The sequence below is a fragment of the Flavobacterium psychroterrae genome (assembly GCF_018380615.1).
GTDB classification, from domain to species: Bacteria; Bacteroidota; Bacteroidia; order Flavobacteriales; family Flavobacteriaceae; genus Flavobacterium; species Flavobacterium psychroterrae.
Window position 1 is genome coordinate 1,356 of the sequence record NZ_JAGYVZ010000055.1, and the last position, 5,883, is coordinate 7,238.

At 37.6% G+C, this 5,883-nt stretch carries 7 protein-coding genes and 1 pseudogene; 2 read left to right on the forward strand and 6 right to left on the reverse strand.

Features of this window, described 5'->3' with window-relative positions; genetic code table 11:
• The 6 genes from KHA90_RS24730 to KHA90_RS24755 form a co-directional block, all read right to left on the reverse strand.
• A partial coding sequence (locus KHA90_RS24730) for a hypothetical protein (RefSeq protein ID WP_213308161.1) occupies window positions 1-276 on the reverse strand: 276 nt, incomplete at its 3' end.
• Window positions 277-308: 32 nt separating this feature from the next.
• The gene (locus tag KHA90_RS24735; protein WP_213308163.1) at window positions 309-1,553 is read right to left on the reverse strand and encodes a phage portal protein family protein; all 1,245 of its coding nucleotides are present in this window, start codon (window positions 1,551-1,553) and stop codon (window positions 309-311) included.
• A gap of 1 nt (window position 1,554) precedes the next feature.
• Complete coding sequence (locus KHA90_RS24740) at window positions 1,555-2,016, reverse strand: phage protein Gp36 family protein (protein ID WP_213308165.1); 462 nt, start codon at window positions 2,014-2,016, stop codon at window positions 1,555-1,557.
• 1 nt (window position 2,017) lies between these two features.
• Complete coding sequence (locus KHA90_RS24745; RefSeq protein WP_213308167.1) at window positions 2,018-2,173, reverse strand: hypothetical protein; 156 nt, start codon at window positions 2,171-2,173, stop codon at window positions 2,018-2,020.
• Between the two features lie 3 nt (window positions 2,174-2,176).
• Entirely contained in the window at window positions 2,177-3,703 is a 1,527-nt protein-coding gene (locus KHA90_RS24750; protein ID WP_213308169.1) for a hypothetical protein, read from the reverse strand.
• A complete protein-coding gene (locus KHA90_RS24755; RefSeq protein WP_213308171.1) occupies window positions 3,690-4,253 on the reverse strand; it encodes a helix-turn-helix domain-containing protein in 564 nt (187 codons plus the stop codon). The genes KHA90_RS24750 and KHA90_RS24755 overlap by 14 nt, the downstream gene beginning before the upstream one ends.
• 194 nt (window positions 4,254-4,447) lie before the next feature.
• Here KHA90_RS24755 and KHA90_RS24760 point away from each other — a divergent pair, with 194 nt between their 5' ends.
• Complete coding sequence (locus tag KHA90_RS24760) at window positions 4,448-5,446, forward strand: HK97 family phage prohead protease (protein ID WP_213308173.1); 999 nt, start codon at window positions 4,448-4,450, stop codon at window positions 5,444-5,446.
• A 6-nt stretch (window positions 5,447-5,452) separates the two neighbouring features.
• A pseudogene (locus KHA90_RS24765) lies at window positions 5,453-5,883 on the forward strand (hypothetical protein); the annotation flags it as partial.

Sequence of the window (5,883 nt, forward strand, 5' to 3'; positions counted from 1 at the left end):
AAGTCTGGTATTATCTTGCAATGCGGTACGCATCACTTCCGGCATTTCATTATCCTTAATGGCAAAATCAAAAGCATCACTAGTGGATTTTACAAGTTTTTGATATGGTTTTTCGGTTTGCAAATCTTCGGGTTTGTACGATCCTTTTTTATGAAGGTGTTTAAATGCCTTTTCACCATCCTTTAAAAGCTGTTTAAACGCATCGCTGATACCTAAATTTAAAACAGTACTATGTTTCTCGCATTCGTTGCAACTGCAATTATATAAGTTCTCCAATCTTGAATGCAGTGCCCTGAAATAATCAGGGCTTAAACGAAAAAATCCGTACTCAAATTTAAAGACAGCTTTGTTTCAGATTCCTTTTTAGTTCCAATAACCTTAAGCCCAAATTTTGTTTCAATCCATTTAGGATCTAATTCCAAGAAGCTAGCCGCTTCAGTTACCATTTTCCACAATGTTGCTATATCTTCGGTAGCATCATATTTATACATTACACCAGCAGGCAAAACACCTAAAGCCTGTAATGCAGGAATAACAGTATCACGCCAACATTGTTCAATTAAAGATAAATCACTATCAACCAAATCGTCAAGAATCCCAATAGACGTTTTTTCCTTTCCATTTGAACCGTTTTTTGTGTCCTGACCTACTACGGTTCCGGAAACCCCCATAGACATTTCATTGTTACAATATTTCATTAGGTTGGCGTATACATCACCATTTGTGCTGACTCCTTTGGCAAACTCAAAGCTTTCTGAATCATCAATGATAAAGTATGCCGCTGATCCCATATCCGCCATCATTTTTTTTGCGCGTGCCACCATAACCTTGTCTTGTGTATTGGTTTTCATAACACGTGGTGGAATACCGTAGATCTCACAAAGTTCACTCCAACAGCTACCGCCAAAGCGTTTAAATAAAACCATCGGAACGCAACCATCAAGCAAACCTAATGTTGTGTTTTTTTCTCCGAATTCCATCAGCCAGGATCCGTATTCTTTTTGTTCACGATACTTGATCTTTTTATCATCGGTATAATCATAATAGATATATCCGGTCACAGGATCAACGTTTTGTCTGGGAATGCAGTCGAAGGTTAGAACCGGTTCATTATTTACCAGTTTATATGAAAACTCACCCAACGAATGACGTCGGAATATAGTTTCTAAAATGGCTTTGTTGACCTGAAATACAAATCCTTTGTCCTGTAATAAATTGGTCAGGTCATCATTGGTTTTTCCGTCTGCATTTTTGATACTAAAAGGTCGGCTCAAAGACTTAAGAATTCGGTTATTAACCTGTGATTGCAAGTGCAAATCTTTTAATATATTATCATAAAGGTTTTGGATAGGAAAGAATTTAGGATTCTCTTCCACCATTGCTGAATTTTGCGCGTTTGTCCATGTTTTAATATCCTGCCTTGTCTGGCTTACTGTTTTAGGCACTATATTTTGTATATAGCCATTTCCTGCCTTTGTAGGTGCGGCGGCTAATCCTGTCACATCTACTGTGTGTCCAAATGCTTCCTGAACCCAATTTATAAATTTTCCCATCTTAATATTCGTGATTAAATTTTGCTCTTGAACCAAATTCAAAAGGCTGTTTATCTCCTGCTGTTGTCTCATCTCGCACCAGTTGCGGAAGTGTCGAAACGTTTATTACTCCCGTGGCGACTTTAGTAAACCAACTCACGGCACGATCGTAACGCTCTTTTGCTTTTTCGTATATGAAATCTGCATTACATAACTCTGCAACATACCATTTTGCAAGTGTGCAGCAGTGCTGAACAATAAGCGAGTGGCGATCATCACCCACCTTGCTAAAAATAGCCTCAACGTCATACAATAGCCTGCCATCAAGCCACTTTTTATTGTCGATATTCGGTGTGAGGTAGCTTTTAGCTTCCTCAATTGCTGCGTTACATGCCTGAGCCACTTTATCGTCATCACCTTCTGTAATCTGATCGAGTTGATAATCATATATTACGCTTCCTAAATCTGCTTTTTCTATAAACATATTAATGTTGTTTTGCAAAAAAAGTGACTACTTTAAGCCATCTTTTATTTGGTTGATTTTTTGTTTCTGTTGGTTTGTCCTGATGGATTTTGTGGATGACATAAAGAGGAAATCCTAATACATCTACACCAATTTTATAACTTACTATTCTTTTCATAATCTAATATTTACGATTGTTAATGTGACCAACTACATACTCTGAGTTTTCTTTGGTTGTGATGTTTTCAATAATCCAAACACCTCCTTCTAATCCATCTGGTCCATCCATCATTTTAGAATTTGGCGCAACTCCAAGAAACTCCTCTTCCATCGTTTTCATACTGGGATTGTCTTTTTCATCTTCATTGAAATACAGAGAGCCCTGTTTATATTTTGGTTCGAGTGTTCCTTCTATACGAGTGTATTTGTCGTCTTTTTTTCTTTTGTCCAAAGACATAAATAAGGGGATTCTGTTAAGCAGTTTTCCAACTGTTTTTATTAACGGTTTTAAGACTTGTTCCCAAAAAGGTTCTTGTAGTGAATTATTTTCAATCCAGTTTTTGAAAGTGTCTACATTTCGTGCTTTTACATAATCATGGGCATGATATAGATTATTAACAAAATCCCGTTGCTTCATGTTATCAAGCCAAACTTTGTAGAGGTAAAAATTACCTGCTTTATATCCTATAACACCTGTAAATTTTCGCGAACTGGTCTTGTTGTCCTTATTGCTTGTTGCCGGATCTGAATATACAAGAACATGCTCACAAGTTTTAAGAGGTGGACACTTTGCCCAAAGTACCTTTTTGAAAAGCTTACCAATTCTGACCGGATTATTGAAGTACTCTTTTTGGATAGAGCTTGTAGTCATGGTTCTAAAAGCCAAATCGATAAGAGCTTCCGTATTTCTTTGTGGCCATGTAGAAACACCTTTTTCATCCCTGATGTTTATAATGTCATGAATGTTGGCTTTTTTTGCCATTTCGGAAATACAACAATACTTTGCGATAATATTCCCGCAGGCAATAATCAGTAAAGGCACAGAAATAGAACGGGTCGGAATTAATGCCTGCTCAATCCATTCGTATTTTTTCTGTATGGTATCTGGATTATTACAATCAACATCCGTATCAATATCATCAATTAAAATAAGGTCAGGACGTGTAGCGTCGTTTCTGGTGCCACGCGGAGATTGACCTGCCCCAATGGCTCTAAACGAAACACCTTTACGAGTTGTAAAATCTCCCTCTTCCCAACCGCTTAAGGCTTTCTGCTCCCCGTAATCATTCTTTAGACGATCATTGACTTCAAGAATGGTTTTATAAGGCTTTAAAAGCCTTTCTGCATCGTCATAAGTTGCAGAAACGAGAATGACAGTCTTCTTTTTTCCTGTCATAGTCAGGTAAAGCACGTCCATCATAGTCCTACCGGATTTTGATAAATCACGCGCCCAGGAACGTACCTCGTACCATTCAGGATTTACAAGAACCCGTTTTGTTGCTTTTATATGAAATGGCGCTGGGTCTGAGGTATAAAAGTTCGGAAAATAAAACTTATACCATTGCTCGGGATTTGCTTCTAAATGAGCAATCCTTTTAAGTTTATCAGACGCATTCTCGTTCATATCAACAGGAGTAGCCCTATATTGATTTACAACAAAATCCTCCCATCCAATTAGCTTGTCTTTATCTTTTCTACTTAGTGCCATCCGTCATTTTTTGTTTGATGAAGGCATCACAGTAACTGGTTAACTGGTTGGCAAATTTGGCGTCAATACTTCTTATGAAAAGAATCAGGTTTTTAGCCACTGTAATTGTTTCGCCAATATTGGTTTCGGTTTCAAGTCTCTTGATTGCTGTTGTCAGCTTGGATATCATATCGGTATCTTTCGAATTAGGAAAGTTTCCTATCAAAATCGGATAGTCTTCGGGATTAACTTTTGGATATTCCAGTTTTTCATCTCCGCAGCTATCCTTCAGCTTTATTGGCTTAAGCATGAAATTGGGAATATCTCGGACAACCGGACGTGTTTTGATCTCATTGATTGCAGATTGCAACTGATCATAAAGTCCTGTCAGTTGATGGTCTTTGGTAACTAAAAGAGATATTTTAAGTTTTTCCCATCCGCCCTCTTTAACCCATTTGCTTACTGTTTTTTCGGTAACTTTTAAACGTTCTGCAATCTCTTTTTGCGAAACGTTATCGTTCACAAAAAGGATTTTTGCGAGGTCTCTTTCTACCTGTTTACGAATTGCCATACTTATATATTTATGTCAAAACTCCAAATAAGCAGTCTTTAAAAAAAACACCCGTTTACTTGCTTTACAACTCTGTAGGTATTGCAAACACTAGTGTTCTCTTACCGTGCTTTGAATTTTTTAAGAAAGCATAACATTTAATCTTTGTCATCTCACAAGGCGATTTAAACGCCTGGACTAATTAAAAAAAGACGATGCCAAAACCAATAATCAGACCTTTTGCATTCAATGATGAAACTGTAGAAAACACTTATGGTTTTTCCATTCTTACTGCCGGTATTGACTTAACAAGATTTACTAAAAATCCTGTAATGCTTTCCGACCATTATAACTCGAACTGGAATGTTATTGGTAAATGGCTTGATGTAAAAAAGGACAAATCCATTTTAAGCGGACTTCCTGATTTTGATACTGAAGATACAGATGCCGCATCAATTGCCGGTAAAGTAGAACGCGGTTACATCAATGCCTGTTCTATGGGTATCATCTTCGAAAGAGACGATTTTGCTCTCATAGGTGATAAAGTTGTTTTAACCAAGTGTGAACTTGTAGAAGTTTCAATTGTTCCGGTTCCATCCAATGCTAATGCTGTTCGCTTGATGCACGCTGATGGAAAAATAATGGACGAAAAAGAAATTCAGGAGCTGTCACTTTCAGTTATTCCCGGCATTAAAAATCCCGATTTAAATCTAAACATTGATAACATGAAAAAAATTGTTTTAAGCATTGCCACGCTTATGGCGCTAGGTTACAAAGACCAGCCAAACGACGGCTTAGATGTCTCAGACGTTGAAACAAAAGTTTTAGGGCTGTCGACCAAAGTCGAATCCCTGACAACAGAAAACGAAACTTTAAAACTTGCTGCTAAAACTGCTAAAGAAGCGCAGGAAAAAGAGATCAAAACCCGAGTTGAGACCAAAGTCGATCTGGCGATCACTAAAGGACAAATTTTGGCGGATGAAAAAGAAGAAATGGTAAGTCTTGGGATTACTTCAGAAAAAGCACTTGACAAAGTAATTGGATCAATTCCAGAGAAAAAGAATTTTTCAGGAGGTATAAAAGTAGCATTGGCAGCGGGAGCAGTTGACGTGAAAACAATGGAAGATTTCCAAAAACTTCCATTAGATGCCCAGTTGTCATTTAAGACGGACAACGCGGAAGAGTACAAACAATTAGTAGAATCAATTAAATAATAAAATATGAATTTCCCAGAAATTTGGCTAAAAAGAGTAATTCAAAATTTAACCAATCAGGCAGTTGCGCCTTGGTTAGATGGAATTCCGGAACTTGATGCAGACTTTACTGTGTTAGAAGAGGGCTCAGCGTCAGAATTGACCGTGATTAATATTCCAAGAGCGAATTTTAATCCTGATGTATTAGTAAACAACAGTGTTTACCCTATACCGGTACAAGCCTACACTGATGATAGTGTTGTTTTATCAGTGGATAAATACCAAACCAAAGCAACTTCAGTATCAGATGATCAAATCATAGGTTCAGCCTACGATAAAATTGACGCAACAACACGCAGTCATACCAGAGCAATCCTGACTAAGAAATTCAAAAAAGCAATCCATTCTATCGCTCCAACTTCCGATACTGCTCCAACACCAGTTATTGCGGCTACAGG

What these genes read in the sequence shown, in the direction of transcription:
- KHA90_RS24740 (WP_213308165.1), bottom strand. Translation starts at nt 2,016, where the DNA reads ATGTTTATAGAAAAAGCAGATTTAGGAAGCGTAATATATGATTATCAA.
- KHA90_RS24750 (WP_213308169.1), bottom strand. Translation starts at nt 3,703, where the DNA reads ATGGCACTAAGTAGAAAAGATAAAGACAAGCTAATTGGATGGGAGGAT.
- KHA90_RS24760 (WP_213308173.1), top strand. Translation starts at nt 4,448, where the DNA reads ATGCCAAAACCAATAATCAGACCTTTTGCATTCAATGATGAAACTGTA.
- KHA90_RS24745 (WP_213308167.1), bottom strand. Translation starts at nt 2,173, where the DNA reads ATGAAAAGAATAGTAAGTTATAAAATTGGTGTAGATGTATTAGGATTT.
- KHA90_RS24735 (WP_213308163.1), bottom strand. Translation starts at nt 1,553, where the DNA reads ATGGGAAAATTTATAAATTGGGTTCAGGAAGCATTTGGACACACAGTA.
- KHA90_RS24755 (WP_213308171.1), bottom strand. Translation starts at nt 4,253, where the DNA reads ATGGCAATTCGTAAACAGGTAGAAAGAGACCTCGCAAAAATCCTTTTT.